Genomic DNA, 20511 nt, shown 5'->3' with positions numbered 1-20511 from the left:
CCTCGATCCGACCGGTGCCGGCAGGACCCGATGGACAATGCGCTGGAAGCCCGCTTTGAACGCCTTCGCCATCACTTTCAGCGACCGATTCCCGGCAGCCGAAAGCTACTAAAAGAAACCGCCGGATACACCGTTAATGAGATAGTCCCGGGCCAATCTGACGGCGGTGGTTATGCTGTCCTCGATTTCTGTGGTGGTAAGCCCTGTGATGTGGAAGTAGCGGTCGGCTTCTATTGTGGTGATCATTGGACCTCCGTCGTGGCCGCTTGGTAGTCGACTTTAAACTTTGATGCCGCGGGTCCGCGTCACTGTGCGATGGTCGGCAGGCTCTGGCGGGGAAAGCTGGGTGGTGTTGCGCGCCTGAGGGCGGCCAACTCGGAGAATGGGCCGCCCTCAGGCTTCGCGCTGCTGTCCTCGTGGGGCAGCTGAGATTCTTTGGTTTACGCGTCAGCTGCCGGTTACCTGAAGTGTTTCTGTTTCATTGAGTGCTACTTCAAGTGGCTGGGCCTGACGGAACCGCCTTAGGACGTTCCCTGTCATCTTGGCGATGTTGTTGTCGTAGTTGTTGTGGGAGAGCGCGGCTGTGTAGGCGATGGAACCGACTGAGAAGAAGCCGCCGCCTCCTTCCAGGGGGCAGTAGACGATGTCTGACCGGACGCCTGGGTGTTCGGTGCCGCCAGTGCCGGGCAAGGATTCGTACACTTCTTCTGCGGCCAGGAGGTAAGCGTCCGACAGTGGGCCTGATGTTGCGAGGACGAGTGTTCCGGGGGGCGAGCCGAGACCGGGCTGGTAGCAGTCGACTTCGGCGCCGGCGGCGCCGCCTCCCATGATCCCGAACTCGCCGAGGCGCTCGTCTTCACCGATTCCGTCGAAGATGAATTCTGCGGCTGGGGTGTGACTGTCCTCAAGTCGTTCGTAGTAGGTGCAGCGGTCAAAGCCCTGCGCGGCGAACCCTACTCCGGCGAGCTTCTGCGGCGGTAGGCCTTTGTTCCTCCAGATGCCGGCGAGTTCCCCGGATGTGGCGTGGCGTTTGTCTCCGTACGGGGACTGGTGGGGGCGCGTGCCGCCGTCGGAGCGTCGGAGTTCCATCAGGTGTGGCTGGTCGGGGTCGAAGGAGACGGTGGCGTAGAAACCGTTCCCGCCCAGGTACATCAGCCTTCCGCCGTTGGCGGTGAATTCCTCCAGGGCGGTGAGTTCGTTGCGTGTGACGTATTCGGGGTGGCTGCCTGTTATGACTACCCGGTAGTCGCTGAGAAGGCTGTATCCCTCGCGGTCGAGGTCTTCATCAGTGATGGCGTCGTAGTCGCAGTTCTCGGTTTCGAGCCAGTGAACGATGCACAGGTCTGCGGGCAGCCCCCATACGCCTTCGGCTTGGAACCATGCCCGGTGTTTGGGCTGGAGGGTCAGGATGGGTTTGCGGACGCTGCCGAAGACAACTCCGGAGCCATCGTTGTGGATTTCATAGCAGGAGCGGCCGAATTCGGGGTGATCCTGGAGCGTGAGGTCTTCGCGGTCCAGGATGGGCGTCCGGCTGACGATGATCTCGGCTCCGTCTGCCTCGAAGGCAATGCGGTCGTTGGCGTACGCGAGATATGTTGCTGTGGAGAACAGCACGGCGACGTCGTTCTTCTTTTCGCCGGCCCGGACAAAGAAGGGAAGGTACTGTTCCGCGCCTTCGGCAGTGAGTTTGGCCGCGTATACGCCGCTTGGCAGGTCAGAGGGAACGTTCAAAGTGAACGCTGTTGGCCAGCCGGCGTCGGTGATGTCGTCGTCGTGGAAGTGGATTGCGTCGTATTCATCGGGGACAAGCCGGAAGTCATCCACCAGACCGGTGAAGGAGTGTCCTGCGACGGCTCGGGTTGGTGCGTTGTGACATGTTCCGTGGAGCTGGTTTGGTGATTCGTCGATGACGTCCCACAGGAGCAGTCCGTCATCACGGCTGCTGCGTCCAAAGTGCCAGTCAGCAACGGTCTCCGTTCTGGTGGGAGTGCGTCGCTGAATGGAGACATCGCCGATCTTGCCGTTGAAGCCGTTGGCTGCAAGCCATCGTTCGCCGTCTCGACGCGCTCCGGCGCCGATTCGGAACGGGGCTTCGGGTGCGCTGGCTGCAGGGATGGCGTCTGCGACGTTGTCTTCGGCTTCCAGGGGCAGTGCGTGGTCGGTGTACCGGTTCATGATGTTGGACAACGGTGCCTGCGTCAGATGGATCTGGCCATCTGCGGTGTTCACCTCGACCTGGAGGCTGTACCAATGATGTCCTTCCAGCGGGCTTTCAAGAGCCAGTGACTTCACGGTGCCCTGTTCGCTCCAGAGGAAGGTGGGTCGGCCGGCGTCCAGGACAAGTGCGTAGCCACTGGAGGACTCTTCGTCCCAGTTGCCCAGGATGACCTGCCGGTCGCTGCCTCCTCCGAATGAGTTCTGAGTGACGTGGTAGGCGCCGTAGTTACCGGAGCGGGAGCTCAGGGGCAACGTGGGGTACACCTTGGCTTTGATGACCAGTCCGTCCGGTTTCGTCATCAGCGAGGACGGGTCTGGCACCTCGACATAGGATCCGGGCTGGCATACGTATTGCGTGCCCTGTTTTTGACCATCGAATTCTGATGCAACCGGAGTTTCCAGGAAGCCCGGCCCGGCTTCGCCGGTGAACCCGTGCCGTAGGCGGACAAGTGAGGCTTGGTAAGCGGAGGGTCCCTCACAGCTGACGTGGAAGGAAATGCTTTCACCCGGGCGGGCGGCAAAACGGTCGGTGTAGCCGAAGATTTTCGGTTCGACGAGGATCTCGGATGAGGGGGCGGCTTGGGCAGTCATGGTTCAGCTCTCCAAAAAGTTCTTGCGACGCAGCGCGAACACTCCGCGTAGCGCGTTTTCATAGGTGTAGAAGGTTGAGGGCAGAAGAACCAGGTTTCCGGGTGCTCCTACGGTGATCCTGCCGATCGCCCAGGGACCGTTGGGGCCGAGGTTCAGGACGATCTCTTTGCCGTTGACCGAGGCGTTGCCCAGGGCCCGCACGACGCGTGCGGTCTTGTCGTCATGAGGTCCCAGCGGGCAGCGGTCGTACGCCGCTGCTACTTCATCGGTGAAGTCGCGGCGAAGCCGGGCGGAGAACCGCTGTTCAAAAATGCTCAGGAGTTCGGATGAGCGGTCCGCGCTGGTACGCATCAGTTCGCTCCCCTCCGGCAACAATTTGCTTGGCCACTTGGTGGACTGGTCCGCGGATTCAAGAGGTTCTCGCTTTCATTCTGAGATGGGATTGCTGTGGAGCGGGCTGGTTCGGGGAACTCCCCCGTTACCTGCGCTGAAGCGTTTTGTGTTCTAGGTAACTTCAACGTTAGGGCCGGGGTGACGGGAAAAATATCGGTAGTTTTGCGTAGTCCAGAGCCTCCTATTGGAGAGTGGAGCCCTCTCCTGCCGGGAGCCTTGGGGCAAAAGACTTCCTGACACGCCACGAAAGCACCGGGCGCTGCTAAGGCGGCAGACCCGGTGCTTTCGGCCCGTCGGTGAACGGCAAGGGGCGCGTGGCTGTCTAGAGACCGTCCTCGGTTTCGAGGGTGCGGCCGGTGCGCTTCAGAACGAGCGCGACGATCGTTCCTATGACCAGCCAGGAGATGCCAATGACTTTGGCCAGAATGTTAGTGCTGTAGAGGGCGTATCCGAGCACGGCAATGCCGAGGATTGGCGAGATCCAGTGCATGAAGTACTTCTTGCTGGACTGCCGGATTCCAAAGTGAATGATGACGCTGACGTGCAGCAGGATGTACGCGGTGAGTGCGCCGAAGGTGACCATCGTGACGATGAGTTCGATCTGGCCTACGGCCAGGACGCCGATAACGGCGGTGAGGATGGTTACGACGATCATGGCAGCGGCCGGAACTTTGTGTTTCTGGGTGACCACTGCCAGACGTCGGGGCAGCTGCCCGTCGCGGGCCATTGCGAAGATCATCTTTGAGGTGGTCGCGTGGGATACCAGCACGTTGGCAAAGAGCGCTATCAAGGCCGTGATCAGGGTGAAGACGATTTTGAACCAAGGCGCCACCACGGTTTCACTGATGTAGTAGAAGGCGTTGTTCACGGCGTCACCGTCGGCGAAGGGTTCGTTGTTCGGAACGAAGAGAGCCGCGAAGTAGACCTGCGCGACAAACATGGCGATGACTAGCCAGAGCACGATCATGGTCGCTTTCGAGACCGCTTTTCCGCCGCCCTTGGCTTCTTCATTGAGCGTCGAGATCGCATCGAAGCCGATGTAGCTAAGGGCAGCGACCGGGATGGCCGTGAACACGAGCTCCCAGGAGAAGAATTCTGGCTGATAGAAGGGTGCGAGGCTGAACTGCGCCCGCCCTTGAGTAATTGCTACCAAGGCTCCGCCCACGAACACGACGAGCGCTGCTCCTTGAATGATCAAAAAAATCATGTTCATCCGTGCCGTGACCACGATTCCGCGGAGATTGATGAAGGCGACCACGGCGATAAAGCCAATGACCCACACCCAGCCTGGAACTTCAGGCATGAGTGCTCCCATGGCGGATGCGGCGAGGATGCACAGCAGCGCCGGCAGGAGGAGGTAGTCGAGGAGGATGGCCCATCCAGAAAGGAAGCCAACGAATTTGCTGGTCCCCAAGCGGACATAGGAGTACACGGACCCTGCCACGGGGTATTCCTTGGCCATCTCCTTGTAGCTGACGGCGCTGAAGAACATGGCGATACCGGCGACCAGGTAAACCAAGGCGGCCATGCCGTGGGAGAAGTTGAAGATGGTACCGAAAACGGGCACGGGGGCCAACGGCACCATGAAGATGAGCCCATAGACAACGACGTCCGTGAGGGTCATGGTGCGATTGAGCTCTTGCTTGTAGCCAAGAGCCCCTAGTTTCTGCTGCTCGACGTCGTTGATCCCGGCGTCACTGGCCGGGGTAGCGTGACTGTCAGTTTTCATGGGCTATCTGTGCCTCTCGGAAGAAATCCTAGCCGTGAATTCGGCTCAGCGGATTCTGTAGGTGGATCGGTGAAAACGAGCGATCGATGGGCGCTCTGTGCTGTGATGCGGCCTCGTGGGCGGACGTTAATGGGACTTGGGCTGTCTTTGCTGCAGTGGGTCGTCAGGTTCCGTTGCGGGTGAGACGACAAAGGGAACAAATTCCTCGACGTTTAAGGCCTTTAGTCGCACGGCGTAGAACCCTGCCTGCAGTGTTTGTGGTATAGGGAGGACGATCCGCGATTTCCATCTCTCTGGATCTGGACGGCGGTCGAGCAGGTGGATGGCACCGTAGCTCTCCGGGGTCGTTCCGATGCCGTCGGCTATGCAGCTGCGGTGACCAGGGACGGCTCTCATCGGGGCGTTAACGCAGTGGGCGGGAAACGAGCCAACGACATCCGGAACCTGGTTTGTGTGGATCCCGCCCTCGGAAAGCCCTTCAGAGAAATCCCACGCCGCTACGAGGTCCGGGGCCTGGAGTCGCCGGGCGTGTAGCCCCCACAGATCAGTTGCCGGCGTGGACTTCGCGATCACGTAAGGCGACTCGATAGTTCCCTTGAAGGACTCTTCTGCGGCCATCCACCCTGAGACGTATTTGGCACTGGTGCCGAGCATCATCGGAACGGCTGGCAGTTGCTCGAGTCTGCGATGTCCGGCCGTTGTTTGGCTGCCGCGAAGTTCCGAATGGACTGATGCGGTACGAGGCTTCAGGAAAATAACGCCGAGACCGGCTGCGAGGTCATACGACGCGGCGACTTCGTACCAGAGGCCAGGACGAAGTTCTTCAGGAAGACTGAGTTCCAACCTGGCGTGACCGTCCCCGACCAGAAGCGTCAGCTTGCGCTTCTGCAGGAAGAGCCCAATGCCGCTGTTGCTGCTTGTATCCCAGGCGGTCACAACACCTTGCCAAGAAGCCTCGGGCTCGTCTGGCCGTATCAACGCTCCCAAGGTGACACCCTGAACTCCGGTAAGCGCACCTTCGCTGCCTGGAACTTCCAGAAACGGGCGAAGACAGGTTGCGTGGACCCGGCGTTCCGTCACCGCGTCAATAGTGCTGGTAACTGGCATGGCATCCATGAAAGATGCGATCGCTTCGCCGCGGTATTTTTCGATCCGCAACAACTGAGACTGAAAGTTGGAAGTTCCGCGGCATACAACTGTGAAACAGATGTCCTCGAGCGGCCCGACGTTGAAACGGTCTGCCTGCCCGTGGATCTCAAGGGAGGACATTGGCTTGCTCCTTGGTGCCAGATGCGTCGCCGGAATCGCTTCTGTCGTTGCAGCCGGCTGGCCGCGTTGCCCTGCCAAAGGGGCACTTCGTCTCACACTTGGTGTGAGTTCCGAGAAGAAGTTTTGGCTCATTGCTTGTCACTTTGTGCTCTTTCACGACTCAGGTGACGCTCATCACTCCGTGTGATCAAGCCTAGGAATACAGAGGTCCTGGCAACATCGGTATTTGTACGTACGCCCTGACGAAACCGGACGGCTGCGGCCTGCCTAGGCGTCCGTCAGGCCCGATACGAAAGAGAGGGCCGTATAATTAGCCCGTACCCGGAGGTCAGGATCCTCCCGTCTTGGAGGCCATCATGGTCAGCGGAAAGTCCCAAATTCTCCTCAAGGCAGCTTTCGCTGCCGGCGCAGCCCAATACCAGCGCGACGGCGCCAACGAGATTCTGCACGTTCTGGCCGACGGAACCAGGCACGACGCCGCCGCACTGATTTTCTGGAACCGTGCGCTATCCAAACACGACGTGCTGGCAAACGATGGCTACCAGCCAGAAACCCTCACAGCACTGGGTGACCCCTACGCTTCAACCAAAGCCCATCGGAAGCTGCTTAAGCTTCATCAACCGTTACGCATCGATGACCTGAAGTACGACTACCGGGATACGGAGCTGTACCAGACGGCGCTGGCACCCGCAGGTTTCGCGGATGGCATGAGCGCCTGCCTCATCTCCGACGACGGCCAATACGCGGGAATGCTCCACCTTTCCGCCTCCCGTTTCCACAACTTCGACGATGATGCCCGCGACCTTATTGGCGCGCTGTCCCCGATCGTCGCAGAGCTGTGCCGAAGGCAATCTTCCGGCTACCCAATACTGCGACTTCGCGAAGACTGTAGAGCAGCGCTCTTCGATGGACAGGATTCGCCTAGGCCCGTCATTTCCAGGGAGATGAGCGGTGTCGTATTTGACTCCCGGTTCAGGGACTTCGTCTCGCGCTTTCTGGCCGGACCGGCAGCTTCCGTGTCCGGGCTTTGGACCTCCGAGAAGGGAACCGTAGCGCTGGAGATCACCCGCACTGCCGGGGTGGCATCAGGCAAAGGTGACGTCGCTTTGATCGTTGAGACTCCAATGGAGCTTCCCTTCGGGCTGACAGCACGCGAAGCCGAGGTTACCGATCGCATTGCATTGGGGCGCTCTAACCAACAGATCGCATCTGAACTCGGCATTTCCATCCGCACCGTCACAACGCACGTGGAGAACATCCTCGTGAAGACGGCCCAGGAATCCCGAGCCGGTGTTGCTGCAGTAGCGATCAACGCCGGCCTTCGAAGACTCGACTCATACAGTACCTCCCTGTGAGGACCATCTGACCGCCGCAGATCATTAAGCACACGGAATCCGAGCCGCGAAGTGCACACACGGAAATCAGCAATGAAGGGGCGTGGGCTTATGTCCCACTTCCTTGGACGTGGAACAACCTCGTGGCGGAACACTCCCCGAGATCTATTGGTGGATGGCTCGGCGGAAAGCTTCGAAGCACCTGACGAACGCATGGGCCATGTCACCAGCGGCCGCCAAACAGCCCTCGCGAACACTCCGGTCGTCTCCGCACGCCAGCCGGCAGACGCAGTTGTCATGATCAACCGCGAGACGCTGGCCGCGGACCTCACGGCCACAAAGGATGGCTCTACCGTCCGTGTCCGCCTTGAACCATTCGCGGGGCTCCACAACGACCGCTACACGGTCTACTGGCCAACCGGACCGGTCCCCGAGGTCCGGACCGCCGAACTCGCCATCATGGATGCAGATGCAGCGACATCGGAGGCCGTCACCGACGCCGTCACCGCCGGCGAACAGCAACCAGAAGCTGACCATTTCTTCGCTGGCGAAGGCACGCGCGCCGCTGGACAGGACGGCCTGCACTGGCGAACCGCAACAGGCTGGTTCTCCTGCATCCTCAAGGACCCCCACATTGAAGCAGCCTGCCTCAGGATCAAAAGCCGCAAAAATCCGGGACGTCGCCAGCGGCTCACCCGGCTCACCCTAAACGGTGCGCCTCTGACTAAGGTATTGCGTTCCGCAACGAATGATGGCCACGGGGTAATCGAGTACGCCATCCCGGCGGAAGCAAGAATTCAGGACTCGCAGACACTCGTGCTCGCGGTGCATGCGGAGGCAGGCTCCACCACCGAGGACTTGCTGTCGGTGGAACTGCGAAAAACAGATGACCACGGCTAACGAAGGCAACGATCGCATGCTCTCGAAGCGGGCCACCTACCCCACCCCTTGCTCATTGCATTTGTAGAGACTTAGGTTTGTTGCGAGCACGTGGAAGCCCCCGCAACGAACGTTTCTGACCAGGACGGGTCTCTGACCCGCATTCTGCAAGGTTGGTCGCGACACAGGTTTGCCCATTGCTGAGGAGCTTGGCGAAGGTCACCCGGTTCCCTCCGCTGCTGACAGCGAAGTACACCTGTTCCCCATCCGGAAGTCGTGGCCCATGTAGGCAATAGGTACCCATCTGCTCTATTTGATTGTGGTGTTCCCTGCGGCCCGGCGTCCACGTTGTGATCCCTGCACTCCCGCGGGGAAGCCAATCGGCTGGAGGGGGCAATGCAGGTATTAGGGACACGCGAGCAGGTCCTGGGGCCAGCGCCGGGCGCGCAGCTCGATCGCAGCGAGGCCCACTTGCCGCGCGGATCTTCTTGACGTGTGGTCCCGCAGGAAGGTGGCGTGATGATTATTCGCCAACACCGGGAGAACGAGGACTAGGAAAGCTTGTCGAGTACAGTGGGACTGCTCGCGTAGTTAGCTGCAGAAAATCGCGTTTTGTTCCACACCCCCGCTACATTGCCTTCTCGTTGACACGGCTGACGGCAGCTATGGGCTCGGCACCTGATTGCCGGTGTGGATGGCTTCCCTGTAGGCGCTGATTTTCCGTTCCAGGGCACCGAGGTGCACATGTACTTCCGCGAGTCGGTCAAGAACCGCCTCGTGGTGCTGCTCAAGCAGGGCGAGCCGGTCTTCTGCAGAGGCCCCGGCCTGGTACGCAACGGCGTACTCACGCATCTGTTGGATATTCATGCCGGTACCGCGGAGCATGAGCACCCCAGCGAGCCAACTCACGGCCGAAGCATCGTATCTGCGCCACCCGCTCGGCCCTCTTCCCGGCGCGGGGGCGATGCCTTCCTTCTCGTAATAGCGGATGGTGTCCACGGTGGTGCCCAGAAGGTCTGCCGCTTCACTGATGGTGAGGCCGGGGTCGGGTCCGGCCGGTGTCAGGGGAGGCATGCTCCCCAGTCTCCCATTTGACATGGTGTGCACACCAGCACCGACGCTGGAAGCATCCGGACGCTCCGGACCTTGATGTGAAAGGGCAGCATATGAAACAGGTTCCACTGGGCTCGCAAGGCCTGACCACCTCCGTCATGGGCCTTGGTTGCATGGGTATGAGCGCTTTCTACGGCGGCGCCACCGAGGACGAATCGTTCAGGACCATCCGCCGGGCGCTGGACCTCGGAGTGACTATGTTCGACACCGCTGAGGCCTACGGGCCCTTCACCAATGAGCAACTGCTGGGGAAAGCGCTTGGCGGTGATCGCGATCGCGTGAGCATTGCCACGAAGTTCGCCATTGAGTTCGACGACGACGGGACGCCTCATGGGCCCAACGGTTCCCCTGAGTACGCACGCCGGGCCCTCGACCGGTCCCTTCGTCATCTGGGAACCGACTATATCGATCTCTGGTACCTGCACCGCGTCGACCCGGCAACACCGGTTGAGGAAACGATCGGGGCGATGGGGCAGGCGGTGGAGTCCGGCAAGGTCCGCTACATCGGCGTCTCCGAAACGTCAGCCCAAACACTGCGGAGAGCTCATGCCACGTTCCCGATCACAGCCATTCAGTCGGAGTACAGCCTGTTCGAGCGGGATGCGGAGCACAACGGAGTCCTTGATGCCGCCCGTGAACTGGGCATCGGGTTTGTTCCGTTCTCGCCGCTGGGCCGGGGCTTCCTCGGCGGCACGATCACCAGAAAGGATGATCTGCCGGAAGGTGATGCCCGCAGGAACCTGCCTCGATTCTCCGATTCAGCCATCGAGGCCAACCTCCGGATCCTGGACGTGCTGCGGACGATCTCGGAGCGAAGGGGCATCACACCAGCGCAGCTCGCACTTGCCTGGGTGATCCACAACGGCACAACCCCCATCCCAGGGACCAACAAGACCCATCGCGTGGAAGAGAACGCAGCCGCAGCCGACGTCGAGCTCACCACGGCGGACCTCGCCCAAATCGAGAAAGCCTCACCCCACGGAGCAGCAACCGGCACCCGGAACACCCAAGCAGCCATGGCGCGGGACCGAGGCTAGCACGACCAGGCGCCATCTTGGGATGTATGTGTCTAGTGGCCGGGTCAGGGCTCCTGCGAACTCCTACACCAAGGTCAGAACGTCGGCAGGCCGCGCCTGCTACAGCGGACATTCCCCTTTCCGTCGGAATAACAATCAGCGGTATGGCCGTGGCAATTCCTCCAGCGCTGCATTAGCACTTAGGAGTTAGCGCCGAAAGCAGTTCGGGATGAGAGGTGGCAAGGGGTGAGTCAGGGCCGCCGCCCGAAGGTGGCCGTCATCATGTATGTCGCATTACTTGTCTGGTATCCCGGATGGGTGGGTTTCCGTCTTGAGTGCCTCGTCTGCGGCTTTCAGGCCAGTTCGACGCGCACGGGCAGGGATTCCCAGGCCCGCAGGGTGTTGTTGTGGTGCCGACGGGTTGGGCCGTTGATTTCAAGGGATGTGATGCGTTTCGCCAGTGTGTTCAGGATGGTCGACGCCTCCAGCCGTGCGACGTGCTGGCCGACGCATTGGTGGATGCCGAAGCCGAACCCGACGTGGCCGGAAGGGTCCCGGTTCAGGTCGAAGATTTCGGGGTTTTCCCAGCGGCGTGGGTCGCGGTTGGCTGAGCCAAGGAACATCAGGATCTTTCTGCCCTCGGGAATGAGGGTTCCGCCCACTTCGATGTCGCGGGTCGTGGTCCGGAAGAACGTCTGCACGGGCGACTCGAACCGTACGGCCTCGTCAAACGCAGTACGCGACAGGGCAGGATTTTCGCGCAGCCGGGCCCACTGGTCTGGGTAGGTGGCGAACGCGGAAAGGACGGCAGCGAGACCGTTCACTGTTGTGTCGACGCCGGCAGTGAGCAGTGACCGCACAATCAAAGGTGCCTGGGCTTCAGTGATGTCTCCCCTGTCAGCCGCTGCCCAAATCTGCGCACCAAATCCATCCGGTGTCAAAACATCTCGGGCGCACTGAGCGGCAATGGACGCCGAAAGCTGGGCGACGCGCGGTGCTCCCTTGGCGACGAGTTCATTGGGAGGGCCGAACGCGTTGAAGACGTGGTCTCCGTAAGGCAGGAGGTTCTCCCGCCCCTCTTGGGGTATGCCGACGGCATCCGGAAAGATCCTGAGGGGGAACGCTGCGGCGAGGTCCGTGACAGCGTCAAACTCGGTGCCCTTCGCCAGTAGATCGTCCACAAGTTCCTCCGCGTCGGCTGCCCAAGACTCGGCCAGCAGGCGGAGCTCGCGGGGCCCAAGTATTTTGGAAAGGATTGCGCGGGGTGCATCGTGGTGAGGAGGGTCAGCTTCCAGGAGCAGGCTCGGCGGCCGCCACGGCTTTTCATAGCGGAAGTTGCTCAGCCCCACGCCGGCGGCAGATTGGAAGGTTTGCCAGTCAGTCAGGGCAGCATGAACTTCCGCGTAGCGGCCCATCGCATAAACATCGTACTTTTCCAGATACACAACAGGACCAGCCTCGCGGAGGGCGGCTTGGAACGGTAGGGGGTCCTCGAGTACGTCGTAGCTGAACGGGTCGACGTTGCTTACGGGGGTATCCGAGGTAATTGGTTGTGCAGTCATCGCGGGTCCTCTCTCAGGAAGCCGGGTTAGAGGTCAATAACTAAGCGGTCACTGCAGGAGCGTGAGACGCATGGAAGCATGCAGTGGCCCGCGGCCCGGTCAGCGTCGCCGAGAATGGAGTCGCGGTGGTCAGGCTCCCCCGCAAGGACGGTCACTTCGCAGGTTCCGCAGGTCCCTTCCCGGCAGGACGTCAAAACGTTTATTCCGGCCCCCTGAAGTGCGTCAAGAACGCTCTCGTCCGGGGAAACAGTAACGGAGAGGCCTGCCCGGGCAAGCTCGACTTCGAAGGCTGTGTCCCGCGCCGGGGCGCCCTGCGCCTTGGCCGCGAAGTGTTCCAGACGCAGCAAGCCTGTCGGCCATTGGGCGCAATGATGTTCGACGGCGGTCAGAAGGCGTTGCGGACCGCAGACGTAGACTTTCGTATCCATGGAGGGCCCGCCGATGAGCTCACCCAGGTGACACGGCCCGGTTTCGTCCTTGGGCATGACCACAACCCGCTCGCCGTAGGCAGCGAGCTCGTCCAGAAAGGCCATAGTGTTCCTTGACCGGCCAAGATAGAGCAGCTTCCAGTCAGCCCCAAGCATCTCTGCCTGCTGGATCATCGGAAGCATCGGGGTTATGCCGATACCGCCAGCGATGAACAGGTACTTTTCGGAAGGCACAAGAGGGAAATTGTTCCGGGGCCCGCCCAGCGCCACCATAGTCCCCTTCGTCAGCTCTTCGTGGATGTAGGCGGAGCCCCCGCGCCCGGTCCGCTCATGCAGGACAGCAATGCGGTAGCTGTAAGCGTCCCACCTGTCCCCGCAAAGCGAATACTGACGAATAATGCGGGAGGGAAGCACTACATCCACATGGGATCCTGGCGTCCAGTCAGGCAACCTCCGCCCATCAGGGCGGGCCAGGTTCAGGGCAACCACGTCTGTCGAAACCCTGATCTTCGCCGTCACGGTCAGCTGGATTTGCGACCCGTCGGCGACGGAATTCTTTCCCGTTAACATCTCGGCTCCTTTGCTCGCAGCGTTCTACCCAAGGTTCAACCGAACGTGACCTACACCACTACGCGAGTCTCAATGATTGAGAGAATAAATCTTGGGGGGAGCTATGAAGGAGGGGGCGCCGGGTACTCCATCGCACGGGACACAGCGGAGGAAGCGGCTTGAAGTACGGCGATGCGAGACTTTGCGGCGGCGTCGTTCGGTACAACGATCGCCAAGGCGGCCACTACTTTTCCGGCCGGGTCCTTGACGGGCACGGCGACGCCGGTGGCATCGGGGTGTATGTGTCCGGGCAGGAAGGCATATCCCTGGCGACGCACCTCTGCCAGGGCTGCCCGTAGCTGTGAGGGGGTGCTGATGGTCTGTTCAGTGAACACTTCCAGCGGTTGCCCCAAGATGCGTTCCTGCTGCGCCGGCGGGGCGAATGCCAGGAGCAGCAGACCTGAGGATGAGGCGTGCAGGGGCAGGCGTCCTGCAACCCTCGTGATGTTGATGACGGCTCCGGGGGCTGTGAGACGCTCGACGAAAAGCACCTCGTCGCCTTCCATGACACCCAGTTGGATGTTCTGGCCAACAATCGCATGGAGGTCCTCCATGACAGGCATGGCGGCTTCCCTGAGGCTGAGGGTTGGCGAGGCGCGCGAAACCACTTCCCACATTCGAACCCCGATCCGCACGCGGCGGTCCTCGTCCCTTTGAAGCCACCCAAATCTACCGAGTTCTTCCACCAAGCGAGATGCGGTCGCGATGTGCAGCCCGGACCGCCGCGCAATTTCAGTGATTGTCAGGGCCGTATCACCGGGCCCGAAAGCCTCTACGATGCGGACTGCGCGCGAGAGGACCGATTCCCCTCTTTGAGTACGAGGCATGTTCTATAGCTTCCGGTACTGCCAAGGAAGTGTCGAGCCTGCTTAGACGATGGCGAACGTCAGTCTAGGCGAAGAATCCACCATCGACCGGAAGGCTGGTGCCGGTCACGAAGAGCGCACGGTCTGAGATCAGGAAGGCTGCAGCGTAACCGACCTCCCCTGGCTCTCCCATTCGTTTGATCGTCTGAGGGGCAATCAAACTTTCGATAACCTCCGGAGGCGCGGTCCCGGCAAGAGGTGTGCGAATCGCATTGGGGAGAATAGCGTTGACTTTAATACCGCGTCCTCCATACCCTGTAGCCGCGTTCTTGGTGACCCCATTACGCCGTGCTTGGTTGCGGGTTCTGCCACTCGATCATCTCCCCGCTGCCCTTCTCGGTGATGCGCGAGGTGGTGTCCTTGGAGCCGCTGGCGCCGAACACTTCGGCGAAGTGCGCCGCGATCTCCTCGGTCGTGAGCCCTTTCGGGCTCAGTGACAACACGATCTCTTCAACACCGGTCAGCCGCCGCTGCCGCTTGCGCACGATTGAGGATCGGAAATGGAGCCGGCGTCCCGCGGCGCATCGATCTCCACCGGCCCGATCTCAGTCAGCAGGGTTTTCGTGCGGGTGCCTTTGCCGGAGCTCCCGCTCCCCAGCCCGGCCACGTCGTGCTTTTCGTATCCGAGGTGTTCGTTCCTTTCCGCTTCCAAAGCGGTCTCCAATACGTTCTTCGTCAACGGTTCAACAGCCCGTCAGGGCCGACGAGGCCCATGCCCCGCTCCCTGGCCTGGGCCAGGAGCTGCTGCGCTAACTCTTCCTGATCCACATCAGTCACCATGGGATCCATGGTTACGCTCATGATCAGTCCTCCCCGCCAGATCAGCCAGCCATAGCGTGGGCAATCCGGGAAGGCCGACGGCCAAGGAGATCAGTGATGGTCTGGCCCGCCCGCACTACTGCGTCCAGGTCAACGCCTGTACTTATTCCCAGCCCGTGGAGGAGCCACAAGAGTTCCTCCATGGCCAAGTTGCCCGTCGCGCTTCCTGCGAAAGGGCATCCACCTATGCCGCCGGTAGATGCGTCGAAGCAGGTGATCCCGGCCTGGAGACCGGCCAGGACGTTGGAGAGCGCCTGCCCGTACGTATCGTGAAAATGCAGGGCAAGCCGCTCCAGCGGTACGCCGCCTTGGACGTGCTCATCTATTAGGGCTTTCACGTGCCCGGCGGTGGCGACGCCAATGGTGTCACCGAGGCTGATTTCGTAACAGCCCGCGTCCAGCAGTTGACGCGAAACTTCTGCCACCGTGTCTTTCCCCACCGGCCCTTCCCACGGGTCCCCGAAGCACATGGACACGTAACCGCGGGCTGTCATGCCTCTCTTGATGGCTTCAGCGACGACTTCCATCGCCGTCTCACAGGCTGAGGCGCGGCTCATGTTGAGGTTCTTCCGGGCGAACGTCTCGGTGGCGCTGACAAACACTGCCACGGACTTCGCCCCGCTCTCCCGGGCCCGTTCAAGTCCGCGCATGTTGGGGACCAGAACAGGATGGCTGGTGAGGTCGCCGAGTTCCGCGAGCACCTCCGCAGCGTCGGAGAGCTGGGGCACCCATTTCGGCGACACAAAGCTGGTCGCCTCTACGACTGGCAGGCCAGCTTCAGCAAGCTCTTTAATGAAGCGAACCTTTACATGCGTGGGTACGAGCGTAGCTTCTGCCTGAAGGCCGTCGCGGGGGCCCACCTCGTAGACCCTGACATCCGTGGGGAAGCCTGGAGTGCTGTAGACCGCTGGCCGCGGCCCCGTCACGCCTGGGCTCCGGCGCGGAATTCGGCGAGGACCTTCTCCGCAAAGTCGGTTCGGACGCTCTTCTCTGCAATCATCCGGGCGACGACGGCGTCCACCTCGTCCAGATGCGCTCCGACAGTGACTGCGATGTTGCGCGCGTGCAGGGACATGTGGCCCCGCTGGATGCCCTCTGTTGCCAGGGCACGGAGAGCCCCTGCGTTCTGGGCCAGACCGACGGCCAGGATGATCTCTGCCAGCTCGGTTGCGGTGCCCACACCCAGAACGGCAACATTCGCCTGCGCCACCGGGTGAACCTTGGTGGCGCCTCCGACCAGGCCGACCGGCATCGGCAATTCCAACGTTCCGACGAGGTTTCCCCTCGCTGTCCGTGGAACTGCGAAAAATCTAACGGTCTCGTAGGTAGCTGGCCTCATTAGGTCCGGAGAATCGGCGTCAAGAGCTATGTTTGCCAGGTCGGGCACACCTCAACCTGACGTCCGGCAGCAGTCCCGGATGCTTCTATGTTCGTCAAGCCGTCAACCACCCCCGATCCAAACTCGTACGCACTTCTGTCCGGGCAGCAGCCCGTCAATGCGTTCTGGGCCGATCGCACTTGCGAAGGTAGCCGGGTATGTCGGTCACTTCGCCATGGGTGCCTTGGCCGAGGAAGACCACGTTTCCGTAAAGATGTAGCTCAGCGGCAGGCCGGTTGTCACTCAATGAAAATGGTGATGTCCACTTGGTTCCCGATAGAGAATCCTAAGTCGGACAACTGGGGTTTGCCCTAAGAACTTTGAGGAATTCGACGATGCCATTTTTGACCGAGTGGGACCTTGCGGTAGGGAACTTTCCGCTGATCAGGGATGCGGTCCGCGGGGCCTTGCATGTAGAAGCTGTGGAAGATGGGATTAGCATTTCGCGCCTTCCTGGTTGGACGCGTGCTCAGGACGGTGGGGATCTGATGATCGGGCGAGCATCCTCAGAGAGTTCGGGAGTCCGGCTGGTATTGACGACCGCTGCCAGTTGGATCGAGTTGGAAATGACATTCACCCGAGTCTCGCTGGAGTGGCTCGGATTCCCCGCCCGGCCCGCGGCAGTTTGCCTCACGACCGGAGGCGGCCACGAGGAAAGTGTGTTCTTCGAGGAGGGCGATATTCTGCAGGTCGGTGATCGTGATCAGCCACCTGTCACGGTCCCGGGTTCGCGGAGCATTGTGCGGTTCGAACTACCTCCCGCTGATGGCGATCAGACTGTCGAGATTTGGCTGCCGCACAACTCCAGTATCCGACTTCACCGGCTGCGTGCTGATTCTGAGCTGCGGCCGGGAAATCGGACCGGTCCGCGTTGGATCCACTATGGAAGTTCTATCAGCCAGGCAGCCGCGGCCGACACACCTTTGGGTGTTTGGCCGGTGATCGCCGCGCGTGAATTGGGTTTGGATTTGCTCAACCTCGGGCTGGGCGGTTCGGCACATCTTGATCCGTTCGTTGCCAGATCCATCAGGAATGAACCGGCTGAACTCATCACGCTCAAACTCGGAATCAATGTGGTTAATGGAGCAACCTTTCGAAAGCGCACCTTTGGGCCAGCAGTTCACGGCTTTCTGGACACGATCCGTGAGGGCCAGCCAGAGACACCAGTCGTCATTATCGGCCCAATTTTCTGCCCGGCGCACGAAGAAACACCTGGACCGACGATGTCCGAAAACGGGACCGTTCGTGGCAGCGATATTCCTCGCCGACCCAATGACGGGCAGCTAACATTGGTCGAAATTCGAAAGATTCTTGCGTCCATCGTCGAGTCGAGGGCCGCAAATGACCCGAACCTCTATTTCCTCGACGGGCTCCGACTTTTCGGCGCCGGCGACGCCGAGTACCTGCCGGATGGTCTGCACCCTAATGCTGCGGGATACGAACTCATGGGCAAACGCTTCACAGCGATTACCCGCTCTGAACCGTGGCGCCCGGCCATTTCACCCTCGTAGTCCTGGCTGTGGCTCCAGCCGTAGCCAGCCAGCCTAATCGCTTTCGCGGGCCCCCAAGCCGCGGAAGAGCAGCATCCCTTTGCTGATGTATCTCGCGATGGAAGGCTGTGCTGGCTGACGTAATTACAAACTTCCGGAGGACGCGAGCCCATTAGCCGGCCTGGTCGGAGAGCACGCGACCGAACCTGCTTGTACGCCCAAAATTTACCGGCGTCAAGGTTTGTACACACTAAACAGCAAAAAAGCCTCTGACCCGCGGAAACACTGTGCCCGAGGTGGGACTCGAACCCACACACCTTTCGATACCGCATTTTGAGTGCGGCGCGTCTGCCAATTCCGCCACTCGGGCGCGGACTACGTGGAGCCGAAGTACGCCCACAGCTGACTGTGAGCAACGCGATCGCTTCACGTACGCGGAATTACTCTACATGCAGATAGGCTGAATTCCAGAATCGCGCCGCCGTCGCCGCAAACGAACCCTGCAAGCCAAGTACAGCCGCGGTGGCACCTAAGATAGTGATGTCCCGCCGTACCTTTTCAAGGAGATCCCGTGACTGAACAGACGGAGTCCAAGCCCACGTCCCAGCCGGCGCGCCGCGTCATTGTGGCGGAGGATGAAACCCTCATCCGCCTCGACATCATCGAGATCCTGCGCGGTGAAGGCTACGACGTTGTGGGCGAGGCGGACAACGGCGAGAAGGCCGTCCAGCTCGCCGAGGAACTGAAGCCGGACCTGGTCCTGATGGACGTGAAGATGCCCGTCATGGACGGCATTTCCGCGGCCGAGAAGATCGTCAAGGCCCGCATCGCCCCCGTGGTGCTGCTGACCGCCTTCAGCCAGAAGGAACTGGTGGAGCGTGCCCGCGACGCCGGCGCCATGGCGTACGTGGTGAAGCCGTTCACGCCTGCAGACCTCATCCCGGCGTTGGAGATCGCGCTCTCCCGCCACGAGGAAATCAAGGCACTCGAGAGCGAAGTTTCAGACCTCCAGGAGCAGTTCGCCACCCGCAAGCTCGTGGAACGCGCCAAGAGCCTGCTGACCACCAAGATGGGCCTGACAGAGCCTGAAGCCTTCCGCTGGATCCAGAAGACCTCCATGGACCGCCGCCTCAGCATGCGCGAGGTCGCCGAAACCATCATCAACCAGGTCAACTAGCGCTTCGGCTGGCCCGCGGAAACGCACGACGGCGGGACAAGCCTCGCGCAGGCAGGTCACCGAACCAGCCAAACCAGCACAACGCAAAGGACCCCTGCCAACCGGCAGGGGTCCTTTTCGTTGAAGCCTAGGCCTGGGCGGCCTGGTTCTTCTTCTTCTTTTCCGGCCAGGGGCCGAGCTTCTCGCGGTTGCTGCCGGGCTCGCCGCCCTGGCTGCCGGCATCGGCGAGGTCGCCCACCTTGTGGACCTTCAGCATGTTCGTGGAGCCGGCTTTTCCGGGAGGGGAACCGGCGGCAATAACCACCAGGTCGCCGTCGTCCACCAGGTCCATTTCCAGCAGGCTGCGGTCAACCTGGGACGTCATCTCATCGGTATGCCCCACCATGGGGACCAGCACCGGCTGAATGCCCCAGGTCAGCGCCAGCTGGTTCCACACGTGCTCCACCGGGGTGAAGGCAAACACGGCCTTGATGGGCCGCAGGCGGGAGAGGCGCCGGGCGGAGTCGCCGGACTGGGTGAAGGTACAGATGTACTTCGCATCCAGCTGGTCGGCGATTTCGACGGCGGCACGGGTGATGGCGCCACCACGGGTCTTGGGCTTGGTCCCCAGCGGAGGAACGCGCTCCAGGCCATGCACTTCGGTGGACTCGATGATCCGGGCCATGGTCTTGACCGTCTCGATCGGGTACTTGCCCACGCTGGTCTCACCGGACAGCATGACCGCGTCAGCACCGTCCAGCACGGCGTTGGCGCAGTCGGACGCCTCTGCACGGGTGGGGCGCGGGTTGTCGATCATGGATTCCAGGACCTGGGTGGCCACGATGACCGGCTTGGCCCAGCGGCGTGCCAGTTCCACGGCGCGCTTCTGGACGATCGGCACTTCCTCCAGCGGCAGTTCCACGCCGAGGTCGCCACGGGCCACCATGATGGCGTCGAACGCGTCGATGATCTCGGGCAGCTGCTCCACGGCCTGCGGCTTTTCGATCTTGGCGATGACCGGAACGCGGCGGCCTTCCTCGTCCATGATCTCGTGCACGCGGGTGATGTCCGAGGCATCCCGGACGAAGGAGAGCGCCACCAGGTCGACACCGCGGCGGATGGCCCAGCGGAGGTCATCCTCGTCTTTTTCGCTCAGTGCGGGGACGTTGACTGCCACGCCGGGGAGGTTGATGCCCTTGTTGTTGGACACCATGCCGCCGACGGTTACCTCCGCGACCACCTTGACGTCGTCGACCTCGATGGCGCGCAGCGCCACCTTGCCGTCGTCGATCAGCAGGGCGTCGCCCACGTTGACGTCCTCGGTGAGGCTCTTCAGCGTGGTGGAGCAAATGTCCTTGGTGCCGGGAACATCCTCGGTGGTGATGGTGAAGATGTCGCCAACAGCGAGGGCGTGCGGGCCGTCAACGAAGCGGCCCAGGCGGATCTTGGGACCTTGCAGGTCGGCCATGATGGCCACTGCCTTGCTCAGGTCGGACGCGGCCTTGCGGACGTTCTCGTAGGTGTTGTCATGCACGGTGTAGTCACCGTGGCTCATGTTCATGCGGGCGACGTCAACGCCGGCCTCCAGCACCGCGAGGGTGTTTTCGTAGCTGGCAATTGCCGGGCCGAACGTAGCCACAATTTTTGCGCGTCTCATATACC

Annotated in this window: 17 protein-coding genes, 1 tRNA gene and 2 pseudogenes; 6 read left to right on the top strand and 14 right to left on the bottom strand. The window is 61.3% G+C overall.

The window, feature by feature from the left end; all coding sequences use genetic code 11:
* Positions 1–273 (top strand): hypothetical protein (locus AC1DIP_RS19120; protein ID WP_477734700.1); only part of this gene is annotated, 273 nt, incomplete at its 5' end.
* Between the two features lie 174 nt (positions 274–447).
* Here the strand turns inward: AC1DIP_RS19120 and AC1DIP_RS19115 are convergent.
* The 4 genes from AC1DIP_RS19115 to AC1DIP_RS19100 form a co-directional block, all read right to left on the bottom strand.
* A complete protein-coding gene (locus AC1DIP_RS19115) occupies positions 448–2808 on the bottom strand; it encodes a N,N-dimethylformamidase beta subunit family domain-containing protein (protein WP_476210781.1) in 2361 nt (786 codons plus the stop codon).
* A 3-nt stretch (positions 2809–2811) separates the two neighbouring features.
* Complete coding sequence (locus AC1DIP_RS19110; protein ID WP_477734695.1) at positions 2812–3159, bottom strand: N,N-dimethylformamidase alpha subunit family protein; 348 nt, start codon at positions 3157–3159, stop codon at positions 2812–2814.
* A gap of 364 nt (positions 3160–3523) precedes the next feature.
* The gene (locus AC1DIP_RS19105; RefSeq protein WP_477734694.1) at positions 3524–4930 is read right to left on the bottom strand and encodes an APC family permease; all 1407 of its coding nucleotides are present in this window, start codon (positions 4928–4930) and stop codon (positions 3524–3526) included.
* Positions 4931–5056: 126 nt separating this feature from the next.
* Positions 5057–6199 carry a hypothetical protein gene (locus AC1DIP_RS19100; RefSeq protein ID WP_477734693.1) on the bottom strand — a complete coding sequence of 381 codons (1143 nt, stop codon included), beginning with the start codon at positions 6197–6199 and terminating at the stop codon, positions 5057–5059.
* A gap of 344 nt (positions 6200–6543) precedes the next feature.
* Between AC1DIP_RS19100 and AC1DIP_RS19095 the strand changes: the two genes are divergently transcribed.
* A complete protein-coding gene (locus AC1DIP_RS19095) occupies positions 6544–7554 on the top strand; it encodes a helix-turn-helix transcriptional regulator (protein ID WP_477734692.1) in 1011 nt (336 codons plus the stop codon).
* Positions 7555–7626: 72 nt separating this feature from the next.
* Positions 7627–8433 carry a DUF6805 domain-containing protein gene (locus AC1DIP_RS19090; protein WP_477734691.1) on the top strand — a complete coding sequence of 269 codons (807 nt, stop codon included), beginning with the start codon at positions 7627–7629 and terminating at the stop codon, positions 8431–8433.
* Positions 8434–9075: 642 nt separating this feature from the next.
* On the opposite strand, the gene AC1DIP_RS19085 is transcribed toward AC1DIP_RS19090, so the two are convergent.
* Complete coding sequence (locus AC1DIP_RS19085) at positions 9076–9486, bottom strand: MerR family DNA-binding transcriptional regulator (RefSeq protein WP_476210773.1); 411 nt, start codon at positions 9484–9486, stop codon at positions 9076–9078.
* Between the two features lie 92 nt (positions 9487–9578).
* On the opposite strand from AC1DIP_RS19085, the gene AC1DIP_RS19080 reads away from it, so the two are divergent.
* The gene (locus AC1DIP_RS19080; RefSeq protein ID WP_477734690.1) at positions 9579–10562 is read left to right on the top strand and encodes an aldo/keto reductase; all 984 of its coding nucleotides are present in this window, start codon (positions 9579–9581) and stop codon (positions 10560–10562) included.
* Positions 10563–10894: 332 nt separating this feature from the next.
* On the opposite strand, the gene AC1DIP_RS19075 is transcribed toward AC1DIP_RS19080, so the two are convergent.
* The 7 genes and pseudogenes from AC1DIP_RS19075 to AC1DIP_RS19045 all read right to left on the bottom strand — a co-directional run bounded on the left by AC1DIP_RS19075 (position 10895) and on the right by AC1DIP_RS19045 (position 16164).
* Positions 10895–12103 (bottom strand): cytochrome P450, encoded by a 1209-nt coding sequence (locus tag AC1DIP_RS19075; protein WP_476210771.1) that lies wholly within the window; start codon positions 12101–12103, stop codon positions 10895–10897.
* A 26-nt stretch (positions 12104–12129) separates the two neighbouring features.
* On the bottom strand, positions 12130–13101 hold the full coding sequence (locus AC1DIP_RS19070) for a PDR/VanB family oxidoreductase (RefSeq protein ID WP_477734689.1): 972 nt from the start codon (positions 13099–13101) through the stop codon (positions 12130–12132).
* A gap of 101 nt (positions 13102–13202) precedes the next feature.
* Positions 13203–13967 carry an IclR family transcriptional regulator domain-containing protein gene (locus AC1DIP_RS19065; protein ID WP_476210769.1) on the bottom strand — a complete coding sequence of 255 codons (765 nt, stop codon included), beginning with the start codon at positions 13965–13967 and terminating at the stop codon, positions 13203–13205.
* A 64-nt stretch (positions 13968–14031) separates the two neighbouring features.
* Positions 14032–14277: pseudogene (locus tag AC1DIP_RS19060) on the bottom strand (SDR family oxidoreductase); the annotation flags it as partial.
* A 31-nt stretch (positions 14278–14308) separates the two neighbouring features.
* Positions 14309–14795 (bottom strand): annotated as a pseudogene (locus AC1DIP_RS19055) (transposase); the annotation flags it as partial.
* Positions 14796–14827: 32 nt separating this feature from the next.
* Entirely contained in the window at positions 14828–15751 is a 924-nt protein-coding gene (locus AC1DIP_RS19050) for a hydroxymethylglutaryl-CoA lyase (protein WP_477734688.1), read from the bottom strand.
* A complete protein-coding gene (locus AC1DIP_RS19045; protein ID WP_477734687.1) occupies positions 15748–16164 on the bottom strand; it encodes a hypothetical protein in 417 nt (138 codons plus the stop codon). Before AC1DIP_RS19045 ends, AC1DIP_RS19050 begins: the two co-directional genes overlap by 4 nt.
* 374 nt (positions 16165–16538) lie before the next feature.
* Here AC1DIP_RS19045 and AC1DIP_RS19040 point away from each other — a divergent pair, with 374 nt between their 5' ends.
* A complete protein-coding gene (locus tag AC1DIP_RS19040) occupies positions 16539–17714 on the top strand; it encodes a GDSL-type esterase/lipase family protein (RefSeq protein WP_476210765.1) in 1176 nt (391 codons plus the stop codon).
* A 267-nt stretch (positions 17715–17981) separates the two neighbouring features.
* Here the strand turns inward: AC1DIP_RS19040 and AC1DIP_RS19035 are convergent.
* Positions 17982–18063: transfer RNA gene (locus tag AC1DIP_RS19035), tRNA-Leu, on the bottom strand.
* Positions 18064–18264: 201 nt separating this feature from the next.
* On the opposite strand from AC1DIP_RS19035, the gene AC1DIP_RS19030 reads away from it, so the two are divergent.
* The gene (locus AC1DIP_RS19030) at positions 18265–18870 is read left to right on the top strand and encodes an ANTAR domain-containing response regulator (protein WP_009358190.1); all 606 of its coding nucleotides are present in this window, start codon (positions 18265–18267) and stop codon (positions 18868–18870) included.
* Between the two features lie 127 nt (positions 18871–18997).
* Here AC1DIP_RS19030 and pyk read toward each other — a convergent pair whose 3' ends face one another.
* The gene (gene pyk / locus AC1DIP_RS19025) at positions 18998–20506 is read right to left on the bottom strand and encodes a pyruvate kinase (protein WP_224025746.1); all 1509 of its coding nucleotides are present in this window, start codon (positions 20504–20506) and stop codon (positions 18998–19000) included.
* Positions 20507–20511: the final 5 nt, after the last annotated feature.

It is taken from the genome of Pseudarthrobacter sp. 05T312, assembly GCF_056396685.1.
Note: the sequence above shows the minus strand (reverse complement) of the source record. Positions and strands in the feature narration are given on the sequence as shown.

What these genes read in the sequence shown, in the direction of transcription:
- AC1DIP_RS19110 (WP_477734695.1), bottom strand. Translation starts at nt 3,159, where the DNA reads ATGCGTACCAGCGCGGACCGCTCATCCGAACTCCTGAGCATTTTTGAA.
- AC1DIP_RS19100 (WP_477734693.1), bottom strand. Translation starts at nt 6,199, where the DNA reads ATGTCCTCCCTTGAGATCCACGGGCAGGCAGACCGTTTCAACGTCGGG.
- AC1DIP_RS19080 (WP_477734690.1), top strand. Translation starts at nt 9,579, where the DNA reads ATGAAACAGGTTCCACTGGGCTCGCAAGGCCTGACCACCTCCGTCATG.
- AC1DIP_RS19085 (WP_476210773.1), bottom strand. Translation starts at nt 9,486, where the DNA reads ATGCCTCCCCTGACACCGGCCGGACCCGACCCCGGCCTCACCATCAGT.
- pyk (WP_224025746.1), bottom strand. Translation starts at nt 20,506, where the DNA reads ATGAGACGCGCAAAAATTGTGGCTACGTTCGGCCCGGCAATTGCCAGC.
- AC1DIP_RS19045 (WP_477734687.1), bottom strand. Translation starts at nt 16,164, where the DNA reads ATGAGGCCAGCTACCTACGAGACCGTTAGATTTTTCGCAGTTCCACGG.
- AC1DIP_RS19065 (WP_476210769.1), bottom strand. Translation starts at nt 13,967, where the DNA reads ATGCCTCGTACTCAAAGAGGGGAATCGGTCCTCTCGCGCGCAGTCCGC.
- AC1DIP_RS19115 (WP_476210781.1), bottom strand. Translation starts at nt 2,808, where the DNA reads ATGACTGCCCAAGCCGCCCCCTCATCCGAGATCCTCGTCGAACCGAAA.
- AC1DIP_RS19105 (WP_477734694.1), bottom strand. Translation starts at nt 4,930, where the DNA reads ATGAAAACTGACAGTCACGCTACCCCGGCCAGTGACGCCGGGATCAAC.
- AC1DIP_RS19090 (WP_477734691.1), top strand. Translation starts at nt 7,627, where the DNA reads ATGAAGGGGCGTGGGCTTATGTCCCACTTCCTTGGACGTGGAACAACC.
- AC1DIP_RS19075 (WP_476210771.1), bottom strand. Translation starts at nt 12,103, where the DNA reads ATGACTGCACAACCAATTACCTCGGATACCCCCGTAAGCAACGTCGAC.
- AC1DIP_RS19070 (WP_477734689.1), bottom strand. Translation starts at nt 13,101, where the DNA reads ATGTTAACGGGAAAGAATTCCGTCGCCGACGGGTCGCAAATCCAGCTG.
- AC1DIP_RS19040 (WP_476210765.1), top strand. Translation starts at nt 16,539, where the DNA reads ATGCCATTTTTGACCGAGTGGGACCTTGCGGTAGGGAACTTTCCGCTG.